This is a genomic window from Kitasatospora sp. NPDC059973 (assembly GCF_042737525.1).
Lineage (GTDB): Bacteria > Actinomycetota > Actinomycetes > Streptomycetales > Streptomycetaceae > Kitasatospora.
The window spans coordinates 134,333-151,781 of record NZ_JBHWUI010000003.1; the positions used below are offsets into that span (position 1 = coordinate 134,333).

General features: G+C 73.7%; 5 protein-coding genes and 1 pseudogene. 3 read left to right on the forward strand and 3 right to left on the reverse strand.

The window, feature by feature from the left end; translation table 11 throughout:
• Positions 1–29: 29 nt before the first annotated feature.
• Together ACFWA9_RS01650 and ACFWA9_RS01655 are read left to right on the forward strand one after the other, a co-directional pair.
• Positions 30–10,829, forward strand: a pseudogene (locus ACFWA9_RS01650) (SDR family NAD(P)-dependent oxidoreductase); the annotation flags it as partial.
• Positions 10,830–10,895: 66 nt separating this feature from the next.
• On the forward strand, positions 10,896–14,060 hold the full coding sequence (locus tag ACFWA9_RS01655) for an amino acid adenylation domain-containing protein (protein WP_380382324.1): 3,165 nt from the start codon (positions 10,896–10,898) through the stop codon (positions 14,058–14,060).
• Positions 14,061–14,148: 88 nt separating this feature from the next.
• On the opposite strand, the gene ACFWA9_RS01660 is transcribed toward ACFWA9_RS01655, so the two are convergent.
• From ACFWA9_RS01660 to ACFWA9_RS01670, 3 genes are all read right to left on the reverse strand, one after another.
• On the reverse strand, positions 14,149–14,811 hold the full coding sequence (locus ACFWA9_RS01660) for a response regulator transcription factor (protein WP_329490255.1): 663 nt from the start codon (positions 14,809–14,811) through the stop codon (positions 14,149–14,151).
• Positions 14,796–16,121, reverse strand: coding sequence for a sensor histidine kinase (locus ACFWA9_RS01665; protein WP_380382327.1), 1,326 nt, complete (start codon positions 16,119–16,121; stop codon positions 14,796–14,798). The genes ACFWA9_RS01660 and ACFWA9_RS01665 overlap by 16 nt, the downstream gene beginning before the upstream one ends.
• 212 nt (positions 16,122–16,333) lie before the next feature.
• Positions 16,334–16,780: a hypothetical protein gene (locus tag ACFWA9_RS01670; protein ID WP_329490257.1), complete on the reverse strand. Its 447-nt coding sequence runs from the start codon at positions 16,778–16,780 to the stop codon at positions 16,334–16,336.
• Positions 16,781–17,135: 355 nt separating this feature from the next.
• Here ACFWA9_RS01670 and ACFWA9_RS01675 point away from each other — a divergent pair, with 355 nt between their 5' ends.
• Positions 17,136–17,354, forward strand: a complete 219-nt coding sequence (locus ACFWA9_RS01675) for a DUF5988 family protein (RefSeq protein WP_329490258.1) — start codon at positions 17,136–17,138, stop codon at positions 17,352–17,354.
• Positions 17,355–17,449: the final 95 nt, after the last annotated feature.

Here is a 17,449-nt window from a genome sequence, read left to right on the forward strand (position 1 = left end):
GCGTCCATCGGATGGCGAACGAAGAGAAGCTCCGTGACTACCTCAAGCGGGTCACCACCGACCTGGCGCAGACCCGGGAGCGCCTGCGCGAGGTGGAGGGCCGGCAGCAGGAACCCGTGGCCATCGTCGGTATGGCGTGCCGGTTCCCGGGCGGGGTGTCGTCACCGGAGGAGTTCTGGCAGCTGCTGGCCTCGGGCGGGGACGCGATCGGCCACTTCCCGACGGACCGCGGCTGGCCGGGGAACCTGGTCGATCCGGATCCGGACGCGGTGGGCAGGAGCGTCTCCGGCGAGGGTGGATTCCTCTATGACGCGGGGGAGTTCGACGCGGAGTTCTTCGGGATCAGTCCGCGTGAGGCGGTCGTGATGGATCCGCAGCAGCGCTTGCTGCTGGAGACGTCCTGGCACGCGCTGGAGGGTGCCGGGATCGACCCGACGGGGCTGCGGGGCAGCGCGACGGGCGTGTTCGCCGGCCTCTTCTACCACGACTACCTGCCGTTCTACCCCGTACCGGAGGAGGCCGAGGGCTATCTCGGCACCGGGGGCATGGGTTCGGTCGTCTCCGGGCGGGTGGCGTATGCGCTGGGGCTGGAGGGTCCGGCGGTGACGGTGGACACGGCGTGTTCGTCGTCGCTGGTGGCGCTGCACCTGGCTTGCCAGTCGCTGCGGTCGGGGGAGAGTTCGCTCGCGTTGGCGGGTGGTGTGACGGTGATGTCGACGCCCGGCACGTTCATCGACTTCTCGCGGCAGCGCGGTCTTGCGGCCGACGGCCGGTGCAAGGCGTTCGCGGAGTCCGCGGACGGCACCGGGTGGGGCGAGGGCGTCGGCGTCCTGGTGGTCGAACGGCTGTCGGACGCGCGCCGTAACGGTCACAAGGTGCTCGCGGTGGTGACCGGCACGGCGGTCAACCAGGACGGTGCGTCCAACGGTCTGACCGCGCCGAACGGCCCCTCCCAGCAGCGGGTGATCCGGGCCGCGCTGGCCAGCGCCGGAGTCGGCGCCGACGGCGTGGATGTCGTCGAGGGCCACGGCACCGGCACCCGGTTGGGTGACCCGATCGAGGCGCAGGCGTTGCTGGCGACCTACGGCCAGGAGCGGCCGGCCGACCGGCCGCTGCTGCTGGGCTCGGTGAAGTCGAACATCGGGCACGCGCAGGCGGCCGCCGGTGTGGCGGGTGTCATCAAGATGGTCGCCGCGATGCAGCACGGTGTGGTGCCGGCGACGCTGCACGCGGACGAGCCGTCCTCGCGGATCGACTGGGAGTCCGGCGCCGTCCGACTGGTCACCGAGGCGCAGCCGTGGCCGGAGACGGGTGAGCGGCCGCGTCGGGCGGGTGTGTCGTCCTTCGGGTTCTCCGGGACCAACGCACACGTGATCATCGAGCAGGCGCCCGCCGAGGAGGCTGTCGCGCCGAGGGGCGAGGGCTGGACGCTCCCGGTGGTGCCGTGGTCCCTCTCGGGGCGGTCGGCTGCGGGTGTCGCCGGGCAGGCGGAGCGGTTGGCGGCGTTCGTTGAGCGCTCCGATGCTGAAGTAATCGATGTGGGCTGGTCGTTGGCGGTGTCGCGGGCGGCGTTGGAGCAGCGGGCGGTGGTGCTGGGCTCGGACCGCGAGGAGTTGCTGGCGGGTCTTGCGGCGCTGGCCGGGGGCCGTGAGGTCCCCGGTGTGGTGACCGGGTCGGTGGGGGGTGCGGGCAAGGTCGGGTTCGTGTTCACCGGTCAGGGTGCGCAGCGCGTTGGCATGGGGCAGGGGCTCTACCAGGCGTTCCCGGTGTTCGCCGACGCGTTCGACGCGGTGTGTGCGGGGCTGGCTGAGCACGTGGACGGTTCGCTCACTGCTGTGATGCGGGGTGAGGGCCCGATCGATGAGACGGGGTGGGCGCAGCCCGCGCTGTTCGCGGTCGAGGTGGCGCTGTTCCGTTTGCTGGAGTCGTGGGGTGTGAGTCCGCAGGTGGTGGCCGGTCATTCGATCGGTGAGCTGGCGGCGGCGCATGTGGCGGGTGTGTGGTCGCTGGAGGACGCCTGTGCGGTGGTGGCCGCGCGTGGCCGGCTGATGCAGCAACTGCCGTCCGGCGGTGCGATGGTCGCCGTCGAGGCGACTGAGGAGCAGGTTCTCGAAGCGATCGCGGGCCGGGCCGGTGTCGGTATCGCCGCGGTGAACGGCCCCAAGGCCGTGGTGATCTCGGGCGTCGAGGACGAAGTGCTGCAGGCCGCCCAACAGTTGGCTCAGGCGGGCGCACGCACGAAGCGTCTCCAGGTCTCGCACGCGTTCCACTCGCCGCTGATGGAGCCGATGCTGGAGGAGTTCGCCCGCGTGGTCGCCGGCGTCAGCTACCGCACTCCCAAGCTGACGATGGTTTCCGCCCTGACCGGTCTCCCGGTGGCGGACGAGGTCACGGACCCGGCCTACTGGGTGAAGCATGTCCGCGAGGCGGTCCGCTTCCATGATGCCGCGCAGTCCCTGCGTGCGGCCGGTGTGCGGACGTTCGTGGAGATCGGCCCCGACGGTGTGCTGTCCGGTATGGGCCCGCAGACCCGTACGGACGACCAGGGCGAGCCCGAGGTCTGGCTGCCCCTGCTCCGTCGCGGCCGTGACGAGCCCCGCGCCCTGATGACCGCGCTCGCGAAGCTCTTCGTGCGGGGTGTGCCGGTCGCCTGGGAGCAGGTCTACGCGGACACCGGCGCCCAGCAGGTCGACCTGCCCACCTACGCCTTCCAGCGCCGGCGCTACTGGCTGCCGACCGGTTCCGGCGTGGTGGACGCGGCCGGGCTGGGTCAGTCACCGGCGCGTCATCCGCTGCTGGGTGCGGCGGTGACGCTGCCGGCCAGCGGGGGTCTGGTGCTGACCGGGCGCCTGTCACTGGCTGCACAGCCCTGGCTGGCCGACCACGTGGTGGCCGGGCAGGTCGTCGTCCCAGGGGCGGCGCTGGTCGAGATGGCCGTGCGCGCGGGCGACGAGGCCGAGTACAGCCGGGTCGAGGAACTGCTGATCGAGGCGCCGCTGGTGCTGCCGCCCCAGGGCGCAGTCCGGGTGCAGGTCACGGTGGACGAGGCGGACGAGTCCGGCCGCCGTGCGGTCGCGGTGTATGCCCAGTCCGAGGAGGCGGCCTTCGCGGAGGAGTGGACCCGGCACGCGACGGGCGCGCTGACACCGGTCGCGCCGAGTGCCGACACCGTGCTGCCGGCCGAGTGGCCCCCGGCGGGCGCCGAGACCGTGGACCTGGACGGGTTCTACCCACGCCTGGCCGCCAGTGGCCTCGCCTACGGTCCGGTGTTCCAGGGGATGCAGGCAGCCTGGCGGCGCGGCGAGGAGCTGTTCGCCGAGGTCGCACTGCCGGACGGTGTCGGCGTGTCCGGATTCGGGCTGCACCCGGCCCTGCTGGACAGCGCGCTGCACGTGGCGGGGCTGAGCGGCGACGGGGACGGGGACGGCCTGACGCTGCCGTTCGCGTGGAGTGACGTCGAGGTGCACGCATCGGGTGCGGCGGGGGCCCGGGTGCGTGTGGCACCGGCTGCCTCGGGCGAGGGCGTGTCGATCACGCTGGCCGATGCTGCGGGCGAGCTGGTGGCGTCGGTCGGTTCGTTGGTGCTGAGGGCGGCCTCGGCCGAGGACCTGGCGGGTGGCACCGGGGCCGCGACTGAGTCGATGTTCGGTGTGGAGTGGGTTCCGGCTGCTCTGGACGGCGCCGCGACGGAGGGTGGTCGGTGGGCTGTCCTCGGGACGGTGGAGCTGGCGGGTGCGGAGTCGTTCCCGGATCTGGCGGCGCTGGTGGCGTCGGCGGAGGCCGTGCCCGACGTGGTGGTGGTGCGGGTTGCGCCGGAGCCGGGTGATGTCCCGGCGGCGGCTGGTCGCACAGCCGCCGGTGTGCTGGGTCTGGTGCAGGAGTGGTTGGCGGCGGAGTCCTTGTCCGGGTCCCGTCTGCTGGTGGTGACCGAGCGGGCTGTCGACGCCGGTCCCGAGGCACAGACGGAGGTCGTGGCGGCTCCGGTGTGGGGTCTGGTCCGGGTGGCGCAGGCGGAGAATCCGAGCCGGATCGTTTTGGCCGATGTGGACGAGATGTCCGCAGAGTGGTTGCGCCTGGGTGTGGCCTCGGGTGAGGCGCAGTTCGCGGTGCGGGCCGGCCAGGTGTGTGTACCCAGGCTGGTGCGGGTGCCGTCGACGCCTGCCGCCGACTTGGGGGGGCGTCCGGGGACGGTGCTGATCACGGGCGCGTCGGGTGCGTTGGGCGGTCTGGTGGCGCGGCACCTCGCGGAGAGCGGGCGGGCCGAGCACCTGGTCCTGGTGTCGCGTCGGGGCATCGAGGCTCCCGGGCTGTCGGAGCTGGTGGCCGACCTGAAGGGGCTGGGTGTCGAGGTCACGGTCGGGGCCTGTGACGTGGCCGATCGCGAGGAGCTCGCGGACGCGCTGGAGGGCTTGGCGCTGACGGGTGTCGTCCATGCGGCGGGTGTTCTGGACGACGGGCTCGTCGCGTCGCTGACGCCGGAGCGGTTGGCGGCGGTGATGCGGCCGAAGGTCGACGCGGCGTGGCATCTGCATGAGCTGACGCGCGAGCTGGACCTGGACATGTTCGTCCTGTTCTCCTCGATCGCGGGTGTGATCGGTAACGCGGGTCAGGCGAACTACGCGGCGGGGAACACGTTCCTGGACGCGCTGGCCGCTTACCGGCGGTACGAGGGCCTGCCGGGGGTGTCGTTGGCGTGGGGCCCGTGGGAGAACGGCATGGCGGGTGAGCTCTCGGAGGCGGACCGCCGCCGGATGGGCCGGCAGGGTCTGCGGCCACTGTCCGACGCACGCGGGCTCGCCGTCCTGGAGGCGGCCGTCGGCCGGCCCGAAGCACTCTTCGTGGCAGCGGAGTTGAACGTGGCCGCCCTGAGGGGATCCGGCGAGGTCCCGCCGCTGCTGTCCGGCCTCGTCCGTGCGACACGCGCAGGCTCGCGTCCCCGCCGTACGGCCGGACTGCCGAGCGCCGACGGTCGGAGCGCCCTGGCCGCGCGGCTGGCCGGGCTGGGGCCGGACGAGCAGCGGGAGGTGGTGCGGGAGCTGGTGCTGTCGCAGGCCGCCCTGGTGCTGGGGATGGCCGGACCGGGCAGCCTGGACGCCGAACGTTCCTTCCGGGACGTCGGGTTCGACTCGCTCACCGCCGTCGAACTGCGCAACCGGCTGAACAGCGCCACCGGCCTGCGGCTGCCGGCGACAACAGTGTTCGACTATCCGACCCCGGCGGCCCTGGTCGGCTTCCTGCTGGGTGAGCTGGTCGGTGGCAACGACCCCGTCTCGACGGTTACCCCGCTCCCGGCCTCCGGACGCGCACGGGTCGAGGACGACCCGCTGGTGATCGTCGGGATGGCGTGCCGGTTCCCGGGCGGCGTGTCGTCCCCGGGCGACTTCTGGGAGTTGCTCGCCTCGGGCGGGGACGCCATCGGGGAGTTCCCCACCGACCGGGGCTGGGCGACGGACGTCTACGACCCCGATCCGGCGGCCGCAGGCCGGAGCGTCTCGCGGGAGGGCGGGTTCCTCTACGACGCGGCCGAGTTCGACGCGGAGTTCTTCGGGATCAGCCCGCGTGAGGCGGTCGCGATGGACCCGCAGCAGCGGTTGTTGCTGGAGGCGTCGTGGGAGGCGTTGGAGGACGCGGGGATCGACCCGACGGGGCTGCGGGGCAGCGCGACGGGGGTGTTCTCGGGGCTCTTCTATCACGACTATCTGCCGTCGCACTTCGTGCCGGAGGAGGTCGAGGGGTATCTGGGGACGGGGGGCACGGGTTCGGTGGCCTCGGGGCGGGTGGCGTATGCACTGGGGCTGGAAGGTCCGGCGGTGACGGTGGACACGGCGTGTTCGTCGTCGCTGGTGGCGCTGCACCTGGCCTGCCAGTCGCTGCGCTCGGGGGAGAGTTCGCTCGCGCTGGCGGGTGGTGTGACGGTGATGTCGACGCCCGGCACGTTCATCGACTTCTCGCGGCAGCGCGGCCTGGCCCCGGACGGGCGCTGCAAGGCCTACGCGGAGTCCGCCGACGGCACCGGCTGGGGCGAGGGCGTCGGCGTCCTGGTGGTGGAGCGGCTGTCGGACGCGCGCCGCAATGGTCACAAGGTGCTTGCGGTCGTGCGGGGTTCGGCGGTCAACCAGGACGGCGCGTCCAACGGTCTGACGGCGCCGAACGGGCCGTCGCAGCAGCGGGTGATCCGGGCGGCCCTGGCCAACGCCGGTCTGTCGGCTAGCGAGGTGGACGTGGTCGAGGGCCACGGTACGGGCACGCGGTTGGGTGACCCGATCGAGGCGCAGGCGTTGCTGGCGACCTACGGCCAGGACCGGCCGGTCGACCGGCCGCTGCTGCTGGGGTCCGTGAAGTCGAACATCGGGCACGCCCAGGCGGCCGCCGGTGTGGCGGGTGTCATCAAGATGGTTGCCGCGATGCAGCGCGGGACCGTTCCGGCGACGCTGCACGTGGACGAGCCGTCCTCGCATGTGGACTGGGCGGCAGGCGCGGTCCGGCTGGTCACCGAGGCGCAGCCGTGGCCGGAGACGGGTGAGCGGCCGCGTCGGGCGGGCGTGTCGTCGTTCGGGTTCTCCGGGACCAACGCACACGTGATCATCGAGCAGGCTCCCGAGCAGGACATTCCGCGCCCCCGGGCGAACCACCGGACGCTCCCGGTGCTGCCGTGGGTGGTGTCGGGGCGGTCGGGGGAGGGTCTTGCCGGTCAGGCGGAGCGGTTGGCGGCGTTCGTTGAGCGTGCTGATCCTGATGTGCTGGACGCTGGTTGGTCGTTGGCGGTGTCGCGGGCGGCACTGGAGCAGCGGGCGGTGGTGCTGGGCTCGGACCGCGAGGAGTTGCTGGCGGGTCTTGCGGCGCTGGCCGAGGGCCGTGAGGTCCCCGGTGTGGTGACCGGGTCCGTGGGGGGTGTGGGCAAGGTCGGGTTCGTGTTCACCGGCCAGGGTGCGCAGCGCGTCGGCATGGGGCAGGGGCTCTACCAGGCGTTCCCGGTGTTCGCCGAGGCCTTCGACGCGGTGTGTGCGGGGCTGGCCGAGCATTTGGACGGTTCGCTGGCGGGTGTGATCCGGGGTGAGGGCCCGATCGATGAGACGGGGTGGGCGCAGCCCGCACTGTTCGCGGTCGAGGTTGCCCTTCACCGCTTGCTGGAGTCGTGGGGTGTGAGTCCGCAGGTGGTGGCCGGTCATTCGATCGGTGAGCTGGCGGCGGCGCATGTGGCGGGGGTGTGGTCGCTGGAGGATGCCTGTGCGGTGGTGGCCGCGCGTGGCCGGCTGATGCAGCAACTGCCGTCCGGTGGTGCGATGGTGGCCGTCGAGGCGACGGAGGAGCAGGTTCTCGAAGCGATCGCGGGCCGGGCCGGTGTCGGTATCGCCGCGGTGAACGGCCCCAAGGCCGTGGTGATCTCGGGCGTCGAGGATGAAGTCCTGGCTGCGGCAGCCGAGTTGGCCACATCCGGCGCACGCACGAAGCGTCTCCAGGTTTCCCACGCGTTCCACTCCCCGCTGATGGAGCCGATGCTGGAGGAGTTCGCCCGCGTCGTCGCCGCCGTCAGCTACCGCCCGCCCAAGCTGGCGATGGTCTCCGCCCTTACCGGTCTCCCGGTCACGGACGAGGTCACGGACCCGGCCTACTGGGTGAAGCACGTCCGCGAGGCCGTTCGCTTCCACGACGCCGCACAGGCCCTTCGCGCGGCCGGTGTGCGGACGTTTGTGGAGATCGGCCCCGACGGTGTGCTGTCCGGTATGGGCCCGCAGACCCGTACGGACGACCAGGGCGAGCCCGAGGTCTGGCTCCCGCTGCTGCGTCGCGGCCGTGACGAGCCCCGCGCCCTGCTCACCGCGCTCGCGAAGCTCTTCGTGCGCGGTCTGACGGTCGCCTGGGAGCAGGTCTACGCGGACACCGGTGCCCAGCAGGTCGACCTGCCCACCTATGCCTTCCAGCGGCAGCGCTACTGGCTGACCGCGACGGCGGGCAGCCGTGCCGAGGACCTCGGTCTGGAGAACCCCGGACACCCGCTGCTCGGCGCGGCCGTCACCCTGCCGGCCACCGGCGGCGTCGTCCTGACCGGAAGGCTGTCACTGGCCGCGCAACCGTGGCTGGCCCAGTCGCTCCTCAGGGACCGGGTCATGGTCCCCACGGCGGCGCTGGTCGAGATGGCCGTGCGCGCGGGCGACGAGGTCGGCTGCGGACGGGTCGAGGAACTGGCCGTCGAGACGCCGGTCGTGCTGCCGGAGCGCGGCGGCGTGCGCGTCCAGGTGACCGTGGGGGAGAGCGGTCCCGCCGGGCGGCGGGAGGTCGCGCTGTTCGCGCGGGCGGACGACGGGGAGTGGGTGCGGCACGCGTCCGGCACCCTGGCCCCGGACGAGCCCGGCGAGCCGGCCGGCCACTCCGGAGCGGACCCGGCGGCGTGGAGCGTGCAGTGGCCGCCGGTGGGTGCCGAGGTGGCCGACGTGGACGCGATGTACGCGCGGCTGGCGGCGGCCGGGCTCGGCTACCGGCCGGCGGTCCGGGCCGCGTGGCGGCGCGGCGACGAGGTGTTCGCCGAGGTGGCGTCGGCCGAGGGGACCGAGGTGTCCGGGTTCGGGGTGCACCCCGCCCTGCTGGACGCCGCGCTGCACCTCGTCGGCCTGGAACAGGACGCCGAGGAGGGCCCGCTGCTGCCCCTCGGGTGGGCCGACGTGACGGTCCACGCCTCGGGCGCCCCGGCGGCGCGCGTACGGGTGGCGCCGTCGGCCTCGGGTGAGGGCGTCTCGGTGGCCCTGGCCGATCAGTCCGGACAGCCGATCGTCTCGGTCGGCTCGGTGGTGCTCGGAGCGCCGGCCGCCGGCTTGCTGGACCGGGCCGCGGGGGCGGTCGGTGACGGACTCTTCCGGGTGGACTGGGTGCCGGTCGCCGCGCCGGAGACGGCCGGCGAGCCGGGTCGGGCGTGGGCGGTGCTGGGCGACGACGGTGGCCTGGCCGTGCCCGGCGCCGCGGCGTACGCGGACGTGGCGGATCTGGTCGCGGCCGTGGAGGCGGGGGCTGCGGTCCCGGACGTCGTGCTGGTCTGCGGCGTTCCCGGAACAGCACCCTTCGGAACGACCACCGGCGAAGGCGCGGGCGTCGTCCCGGCCGCGGCGCGGGCCGCCGTGCTGCGTGTGCTGGCGGTGCTCAGGGACTGGCTGGCGGCGGGCTCGCTCGAGGGGACGCGGCTGGTCGTGGTGACCGAGCGCGGTGTGGAGGCCGGCTGCGGCGCGAGCGTGCGACTGGACAGCGCGGGCGTGGTCGGACTGGTGCGGGCGGCGGCCGGTGAGCATCCGGAGCGGATCGTGTCGGCGGACGTGGCGGAGCTGGCGGGCTCCGGGCCGCTCGTCGTGGCCGGAACGGCGCTGGGGGAGCCCGGGTTCGCGGTGCGGGACAGCACCGTGCGAGTGCCGCGGCTGACGCGCGCGGCCGATCAGGACCGGCAGGAGCCGGGCGAGCAGGCCTCCAACCGGAACGACCGGAACGACCGGAACAACCAGAACGACCGGGACGACCGGGACGACCGGCACCGGCTCCACACCACCGACCGCCCGCGCACCGTCCTCGTGACCGGCGCCTCCGGTGCCCTGGGCGGTCTGGTCGCCCGGCACCTGGCGGCGAGCGGACAGGCCGGACGGCTCCTGTTGGCCTCCCGTCGCGGCCCGGCCGCCGCCCAGCTGCCCGCGCTGGCGGCCGAGTTGGCCGGTGCCGGGACGAGCGTGCGGGTGGTGGCGTGCGACGCCGCCGACCGCGCGCAACTGGCGGGCGTACTGAACGGCGAGCCGCTCACCGGGGTCGTCCACACGGCGGGTGTTCTCGACGACGGTGTCGTCGGCTCGCTCACCGACGACCGCGTCGAGCGGGTCATGCGGCCGAAGACCGACGCCGCCTGGCACCTGCACGAGCTGACCCGCCACCTGGACCTGGACACCTTCACCCTCTTCTCCTCGGTGGCCGGTGTCTGGGGCACCCCGGGGCAGGCCAACTACGCGGCCGGCAACACCTTCCTGGACGCGCTGGCCGCCCACCGGCGGCACGAGGGCCTGCCCGGTGTGTCGCTGGCGTGGGGCCCTTGGGAGCAGGGCATGGCCGGTGAGCTCACCGAGGCCGACCGCCGTCGGATGGCCCGGCAGGGCCTGAAGCCGCTGTCCGCCTCCGAAGGGCTCGCGCTGCTCGACGCGGCCGCGCACGCCGTCGACCCCCTGCTGGTCGCGGCCCGGCTGGACCTGCCCGCGATGCGTCGCCCCGGGAGCGTCGTGCCGGCGCTGGTGACCGGGCTCGTCCGCCCCGGTCGGCGCTCGGTGGGGCGCGGGGCCGGTCCGGAGGGCGGGAGGAGCCTCCTGAACCAGCTGGTCGCGCTCCCGCCGGAGCAGCTGGAGGGCGCGGTCCTGAACCTGGTGCTGACCCAGGCGGCCCTGGTGCTCAACCGGCCGGGCTCCGAATCCATCGAGGCCGGCCGGTACTTCCGTCAGCTCGGCTTCGACTCGCTGACGGCGCTGGAGTTCCGCAACCGGATCAGCGGCGCCCTCGGGCTGCGGCTGCCCGCGGCGGTGGTCTTCGACTACCCCACCCCCGCGGAGCTGGCCCGCTACCTCCGGGACCGGGTCGCCGAGCAGGAGATCGACTACGAGCCGGTGCTGGGCGAGCTCGACCGGCTCAAGTCCCTGCTGACCGCGATCGCCCGGCGGGGCGGCGGCCAGAACGCGAAGATCACGAGCCGTCTCGAACTGCTCCTGGAGGAGTTCCGCGGTGCGGACGCGAACGGCGCGCCCTCCGACGAGGACATCATCGGGGCGACGGACGACGAGATCTTCGACCTGATCGACAAAGAGCTGGGGATCTGAGCGGTCGGGCAGCAGCGGGAACGCCGGCGGACCCAACGGACTGGTAACGGGTAGAGGAGTGACGTGATGATTTCCGCGGAAGGGCGTACGCCTGCGGATCCGGCTGACGACGCGGGAGTCTCCCCCAGGGAAGAGGCGCTGTGGCTGCTGGAGTCGCTGGTGCCGGGCACGCCTGTGAACAACGTGTCCGCGGCGTTCGCCGTCGCGGGCCGGCTGGACCCGTTGCGGCTGGACGCGGCGCTGGCCGTCGTGCTGCGGGGCCACGCGGCCCTGCGCACCGTCTACCGCGCCGACGGCACCCGGCTGACCAAGCGGGTGGTCGCCGCGGCCGACTTCCGGCTGGAGCTCGTCCAGGTCGTCCTGGCGGGCGAACCCGGCGAGGCCGACCTGGCATCGGTGGCCGCCGCGCCGTTCCGGCTGGACGGGGGGCCGATGCTGCGGGCGGTGCTCCTCCGCTCGCCGGAGTCGGACGTCCTCTGCGTCACGGCGCACCAGCTGGTCTTCGACGAGGTGTCCGTCCCGGTGTTCCTGGCGGACCTGGCCTCGGCCTACGAGAACGCCGACGCCGACACCGACAGGAACGCACCGCCCGCGCCCGTGCCCGGCTGGACCGAGCCGGACCCGACCCCGGAGAGCCTCGCCCACTGGCGCGCGGAGCTGGCGGGCGCGAGCACCGACACCATGGAGCTGGCCTGCACCGAGCCCGAGCCGGACCGCCCGACGCTGGCGGCGGCGCAGCTCGACCGCACCCTGCCGCCCGGTACGGTGGCCGGGGTCCGCCGCCTCGCCGAGGACCTCGGCGTCCCGGAGTCCGCCGTCCTGCTGGCCGCCTACTACGTGCTGCTGGAGGCGTCCGGCGCCGGGCCCGACCTGCTGGTCGGGTGCCCGGTCGATCTCCGGCCGCCGCACGCCGCCCGCACGATCGGGTACCACGTGACCCATGTGCCGCTGCGGCTGCGGCTGGACCGGGCGGAGAGCGTCCGCGCGCTGGTGCGCCGCAGCGGCGAGCGGCTGCGCACGGGCGCGGCGCACGCCGACGTGGCCGTGGACGCCCGGGCGGACCTCATGCCCGCGGCGCGGACCGGCCGGTGGTCGCTGCCCTTCCGGCACGTGTTCGACCACCGGACGGCGAGTGGCGCCGCCGCGCCGGCCCTGGACGGGCTGCCGGTCAGGCTGGTCGCCGTCGGGAGCGGCTTCGGCAAGTTCGACCTCCAGCTCTGCGCCACCTCGACGGCGGACGCCGTCTCGCTGCGGGCCGTGTACCGGACGGAGCTCTTCGAACGGGCCCATGCCGAGCTGCTGTTGGGCCGCTTCGAGGCGGTGCTGGCCTCCTTCGCCGAGGATCCGGACCGCGCGGTCGGCGACGTGCGGTGCTGGAGCGACCGGGACCACGCGATCATCGGCGCGGCGAACGACACCGCCCGGCCCGTGCGGCCCGGCTCCGTCCTGGAAGCCGTCCACGCCCAGGTCCTGCGCTCGCCCGACGCGGTCGCCGTCGTCGAGGGCGACCGTTCGGTGCGGTACCGGCAGCTGTGGAGCGCGGCGCACGCGATGGGCGCCCTCCTCCGGGGCGCCGGGGTCCGGGCCGGCGACGTGGTGGCGACGGCCCTTCCGCGCGGGCCCGAACTGGTCGCGTCCGTCCTGGGGGCGTGGCTCGCGGGTGCGGCGTACCTGCCGGTCGACACGGCCCACCCCGAGGAGCGGATCCGCCACCAGCTCTCCGACTCCGGCGCGAAGGTGCTGGTCGCGGGCCCGGCCGGGGCCACGGGCGGGCCCGGTGGCCCGGAGCAGGCGGCCGGGACCGGCCCGGTGGTGCTGACCGCGCCGGCCGTCGAGGACGCGCCGGACCGGGTGCCGGCCGAGGCCCGGCCCGCGGCGGTGGATCCGGCGGCCTGCGCGTACCTGATGTACACCTCGGGCTCGACCGGCCTGCCCAAGGGCACGCTGGTCGACCACGCGGCGCTGGCCAACGTGGTCGCGCACTTCGCCGAGCAGTTCGGCGCGGCGGCCGGTGACACGACGCTGTGGACGACCACCTTCGCGTTCGACATCTCCGGCCTCGAACTGTTCGTGTCGCTCAGCTCCGGCGGCCGGCTGGTGGCCGCCCCCGACCGCGCCAGGAGCGACGGCCGGGTCCTGCGGGAGCTGATCGAGCGGTACGGGGCACGGTTCGTCCAGGCGACGCCGACCACCTGGCGGCTGGTGATCGACCGGGTGGCGGACTGCCTGCGCGGCCGCGGCGTCGTCGTGGGCGGCGAGCCCGTGCCGCTGTCCCTCGCCCGGCGGCTGGTGGCGGCCGGCTGCGTGCTGCACCACGCCTACGGGCCGACCGAGACGACCATCTGGTCGACGTCACGCGTCGTCACCGAGGCGCCGGCCGGCCGCCTCGACGTCGGCGCGCCCATCCGCAACACTCGGGTCCACGTGCTCGACCGCCACGGCCGCGAGCTGCCGGTCGGCGTCCGCGGCGAGCTCTGCATCTCGGGCGTCGGGGTGGCGATCGGGTACCACGGCCGGCCGGACCTCAACGCCCAGCGCTTCGGCGAGCACCCCGGGTTCGGCCGGTTCTACCGGACGGGCGACGTCGCCTGCTGGCGCGCGGACGGCCTGCTCGACCTGTTCGGCCGCAGCGACCGGCAGGTCAAGCTCCGGGGCAACCGCATCGAACTCGGCGAGATCGAGGCGACCCTGCTGGCGCACCCCGAGGTCGGCGGCGCCGCGGTGGTCATGGTCGGCGACCCGAGCGCGGACGCCGTGCTGATCGGCTGCCTGGAGCCGGCCGCCGGGCCGATCGACACCGGGAGCGTCTGGGCGCACGCCCGCGCCCGGCTGTCCCGGTCGATGCTGCCGGGGGACCTCGTGACGGTCGACTCGCTGCCGGTCAACGGCAGCGGGAAGGTCGACTACCCCGCGCTGCAGCGGATCGTCGAAGCCCGGCGCGCGGCCGCCACCCGGTCCGGCCCGGACCGCCCGGAGCGGCGCGACGTCGACGACCTGACGGCCGAGCTGACGGGGCTGTGGCGGAGCATCCTGCGGGACGAGGCGCTCGACGCCGACACCGACTTCTTCGCCAACGGCGGGAACTCCATGCTCGCCGCGCTGGCGATGCAGGAGTTCCAGAACATCAGCGGGGTGTCGGTCAGCCTGGCCGAGGTGTTCGAGCGCCGTACGCCGCGGGAACTGGCCGCCGCCGTCCGGGACTCGGCACGGGCGCAGGCGCCGGCCGGCTGACCGTCCCGCGCACACGGCAGCGGCCCTGCGGGAGGACGTCCCGCAGGGCCGCTGCCATGTGCTGTCCGGCTGTCCGGCTGCCCGGTGCTCAGTCCTCGCCCTGCCCGTCGGCGCCGAGGTAGGTGAGGACGGCGCGGACCCGGCGGTTGGTGTCGTCGTCGTTGGCGAGCCCGAGCTTGGCGAAGATCGCCGTCGTGTACTTGCTGATGGAGCCCTCGCTGAGGAACAACTGGTTGGCGATCGCCGTGTTGGAGAGCCCCTCGGCCATCAGCGCGAGGACGGAGCGCTCCCGTTCGGTGAGGGTGGCGAGCGGGTCGGCCCGCATCGGCCGGCCCAGCAGCTTGGCGACCACCGTGGGGTCGAGCGCGGTGCCGCCGTCGGCCACCCGCTGGACCGCGTCCATGAACTGGTTGGCGTCCAGGACACGGTCCTTGAGCTGGTAGCCGATGCCGCCGTGGCCGTCGGCGAGCAGCTCGCGCGCGTACAGCTGCTCCACGTGCTGGGAGAGGATCAGCACCGGCAGCCCGGGGACGACCCGGCGGGCGGAGAGCGCGGCCTGGAGTCCTTCGTCGGAGAACGTCGGCGGCAGCCGGACGTCCACGATCGCCGCGTCCGGTTTGTGGGTGACCAGCGCGTCGAGCGCGGCCGGCCCCGAGTCGACGGCCGCGACGACGGTGTGGCCGTACGCCTCGACGAGGCGCACCAGCCCGTCGCGGAGCAGGAAGAGGTCTTCGGCTACGACAATTCGCACGGCACCGCCACGGTGATACGAGTGGGTCCACCGGCCGGGCTGTCGATCTCCAGACGTCCGCCGAACGCCGCCATGCGGCGCTCGATGCCACTCAGCCCGGACCCTGTGGATGCGGCCGCTCCGCCGATTCCGTCGTCGCTCACGGTAGCAGTCAGCAACCGTGCCGCGTAGTTCAGTTCGACCTTGACCCGCTCGGCGCGGGAGTGCTTCGCGACGTTCGCCAGCAGTTCCGCGACGGAGAAGTAGACGGCCGACTCGACGGGGCGTTCGGGCCGGGCCGGCACCTCGCTGAAGACGTTGACCTTCACCGAGGAGTCCAGGGCCAGGGCCCGCAGGGCGTCGACCAGTCCGCGCTCGGCGAGGACGGGCGGGTTGATGCCGCGGACGAGCGAGCGCAGCTCGGCGAGCGCGGTGGCGGAGGTGGCCCGGGCCTCGGCGAGGATCGCCTTCGCGGCGTCGGGGTTGGTGTCCACCAGCTGCTCGGCGGCGCCCATCGACATCCCCATGGCCACCAGCCGGGCCTGGGCGCCGTCGTGCAGGCCCCGTTCGATGCGCTCCAGCTCGGCGGCCTGGGTCTGGGTCAGGTCGGCGCGGATGGCCTCCAGCTCCTCGACCCGCCGCCCGAGCCGGGTGCTCGGGACCGGCCCGAGGAACCGCCGGGCCATCGGGCCCAGGATCCGCCAGGCGAAGGGGGCGCCGGCCAGGCCGGCCACGATCACGGCGACGCCGTAACCGGTGAGGGCGGGCGTCAGCGCCATGTACCCGCCGTAGCCGAGCGCGAGCAGCGGCAGGGCGGCGACCGGGAGCACGGTGACCGAGGCGACCAGGGACCAGACGCCGTCCCAGTGCAGCTGCGGGTCGTGGAACCGGGCGTGCACCTTGGCCCGCCGGCGGGCCTCCCGCTCGGACTTGTGGTACTCGTGGCCGTCCCACCAGAAGCCCGTGGCCATCCTGGTGACCGGCGGGACGGGGCGGTAGGCCACCCGGATCTCCAGGTCGAGCCACTTCTCCGCGCAGTGGCGCGCGCCCCTGGCGAGGGCCCGGCTGGTCAGCGGGTGGACCACCCAGAGCGACACGGCGACCCACAGGACCACCACCAGGGTCTCCCCGAGGGTGGCCAGCGCGCGGACGGCCAGCGGGGCGGACAGCCCGTCGGACCAGGAGTAGGCGAGGGCGGAGCCGGCCACCGCGACGGGCACGGCGACCAGGGCCATCACACAGGTGAGGCCGGTCAGCACGACGGACCGGTACAGCCCGAGCCCGATCCCGGCGCCCCACCGCAGGGGATTGCCTCCGAGCGGTATCCGCATCTGCCAGTTCCTTTCGCAAGGGTGATCATTGTGTCAGCCGGGCGCCGGTTCCTCAGGCGGTACCTGCGAACGTACGCCGGGCGGGTCCCCTACCGGGGCTGCCGGTACGCCACGCGCGCGGGTGTCCCGCGCGCGCCGGGGGCCCGGACGCCGGATGGCCGGATGCCCAGGGGGGTCCGGCCATCGGAGGGGCGGAGCAGGTCCTCAGCACGTCACTTCTTGTCGGGGGCGGGGAAGACGGCGCTCAGCGCGGAGCCGCGGGTGAGGACGGCGACGCCGATCAGGGCCAGCGCGGACAGGCCCTGGAGGACGGCGTACCAGACCGGGCAGAGGCCGGGGATCAGGTCGACGACGATGATCGCGATCGGCATGATCGTGGAGAGGGTGCGCACCCGGTCGAAGGCCTTGTAGGAGCCCTGGGCGGCGCGGGCCGTCATCCGGTGCAGCAGGAAGGTGATCAGGAAGAGGATCGCGCCGCGGATCCACATGAACGGCGAGGCCTCGTGGCCGGTGAACGCCATGACGGCGACCGTGCCCAGGACGATGGCGCCGACGGCGCCGAAGAGCGTGATGCACTTCTTCACGGTGTCGAATGCGTCCTGCGTGCGGGACTCGCCGAGCTGCGCCGCCGAGGCCGTGATGTCGCTGGTGTTCGCCATGGTTCCTGCTCCTTCGTGTCGTTGTGCTAACGACATTACGGATCGCCGGCCCGCCCCGACATGGGTCTGTCCGTACGGGTGGGTGGGTCTGGACCCACTCCCCGCGGAGCCCTCCCGAGCAGGCCGTTCGACTGTTCAACTGCCGCACGGCCAAGGGCGGTTGGGATTGTTACGATCATGCGCAAGGCCAGGGCCGGGTGCGCTCCCCCGAAGCACCCGGCCCTTCCCTCTTCCGGCCGGGCCGACCCGGCCCCGGGGGAGAGCGGAACCACCGCGCGCGCCTCGTCGAGGGACGTCGAGGAACCGAGACCGGAGAAGAACAGGAATCCCGAACCCCAGAGAAGTGAGGGTGATCATGAACGACAACGGTGCACCCAACGTGTTCCTCACCGGCGCCCCCGTGCTCACCGGTGCGGAGCGGCTGCGCCACGTGGCGGATACCGGTGCGACCAAGGTGAAGGTCCCGCTCGGCAACCGCTACGAGCACTTCGAGGCCAGTTCCGAGACCACTCTCGTCGACGACCGCGAGCTGCGGGTCTTCGTCTGGACCCACAGCACGTACGTGGCCGAGTAGCGCGACCGGGACGCCGAACGACCCGCACGTCGACGGCGTACGGCAGAGCGGAACCGTGCACCGGAGCCGTGCACCGACCGGGACCGTCCGGTCGG

Coding starts and splice junctions, on each gene's coding strand:
- ACFWA9_RS01675 (WP_329490258.1), top strand. CDS start 17,136: ATGAACGACAACGGTGCACCCAACGTGTTCCTCACCGGCGCCCCCGTG.
- ACFWA9_RS01665 (WP_380382327.1), bottom strand. CDS start 16,121: ATGCGGATACCGCTCGGAGGCAATCCCCTGCGGTGGGGCGCCGGGATC.
- ACFWA9_RS01670 (WP_329490257.1), bottom strand. CDS start 16,780: ATGGCGAACACCAGCGACATCACGGCCTCGGCGGCGCAGCTCGGCGAG.
- ACFWA9_RS01655 (WP_380382324.1), top strand. CDS start 10,896: ATGATTTCCGCGGAAGGGCGTACGCCTGCGGATCCGGCTGACGACGCG.